General features: G+C 49.6%; 3 protein-coding genes. All 3 read left to right on the top strand.

Annotated elements, in window-relative coordinates:
- Nucleotides 1-439, top strand: a 439-nt coding sequence (locus tag ACYVJQ_RS19705; protein ID WP_460894838.1) for a DNA N-6-adenine-methyltransferase, incomplete at its 5' end; no start/stop codon positions are given.
- A 6-nt stretch (nucleotides 440-445) separates the two neighbouring features.
- Complete coding sequence (locus ACYVJQ_RS19700; protein WP_460894837.1) at nucleotides 446-619, top strand: hypothetical protein; 174 nt, start codon at nucleotides 446-448, stop codon at nucleotides 617-619.
- Nucleotides 619-908: DNA N-6-adenine-methyltransferase (locus ACYVJQ_RS19695; protein WP_460894836.1), on the top strand; the 290-nt coding region annotated here is incomplete at its 3' end. The genes ACYVJQ_RS19700 and ACYVJQ_RS19695, both read left to right, overlap by 1 nt.

The following is a 908-nucleotide window of genomic DNA, read 5'->3' as shown; positions in this document are numbered from 1 at the left end:
GCTTACGCCTCCCGATATAATCAAGGCGCTCGGTGAGTTTGACCTTGACCCATGCGCTCCGATAGTGCGCCCCTGGGAGATGGCTAACAACCATTTCACTATTGAAGACGATGGTCTGAACCAGGTGTGGGAAGGCCGGATCTGGTGCAACCCTCCTTACGGATTGGAAGCTGCCAAGTGGCTGGAGAGAATGGCCGTTCACGGCAATGGCATTGCTCTCATCTTCGCCAGAACTGAGACTAAGATGTTTTTTGACTGGGTTTGGAATAAGGCCCATGCGGTAAAGTTCTTGGAGGGTAGGCTACACTTCCATCACGTGACAGGAGAGAGAGCTCCCGCCAATGCAGGAGCGCCCAGCGTGTTGGTAGCCTACGGGAGAGGCAATGTAGAAGCCTTGAGATCCGCGCCGATCAAAGGCAAACTGATCACTTTAATCTAATGATTTATGAAAGCAGATAACATTGAAAAACTAAAGCAGATTTCTGAAAGAGTAGACAATCTGGTTAACGCAATGAAGCTGGGAATACCCGCTTACCATCATGTGGAAGGGTTAAAGGTTGCACTGCCTGAAATAAAGAAACAGATAGATGCAGTGTGTCTTGATGAAGAAAATAACTAATGATAGGATCTGCACAACGCAAAGGTATAGGTTCTCATCAATCAGCTAGGATGCTGAAAGATGAGTGGCTTACGCCTCCCGATATAATCAAGGCGCTCGGTGAGTTTGACCTTGACCCATGCGCTCCGATAGTGCGCCCCTGGGAGATGGCTAACAACCATTTCACTATTGAAGACGATGGTCTGAACCAGGTGTGGGAAGGCCGGATCTGGTGCAACCCTCCTTACGGATTGGAAGCTGCCAAGTGGCTGGAGAGAATGGCCGTTCACGGCAATGGCATTGCTCTCAT

The sequence above is a fragment of the Rufibacter soli genome (assembly GCF_054781795.1).
The sequence above is the reverse complement of the archived record's forward strand: the minus strand, read 5'-3'. Positions and strand labels throughout refer to the sequence as shown.

Excerpts from the sequence above, each read along its gene's own strand:
- ACYVJQ_RS19700 (WP_460894837.1), top strand. The coding sequence starts at position 446 with ATGAAAGCAGATAACATTGAAAAACTAAAGCAGATTTCTGAAAGAGTA.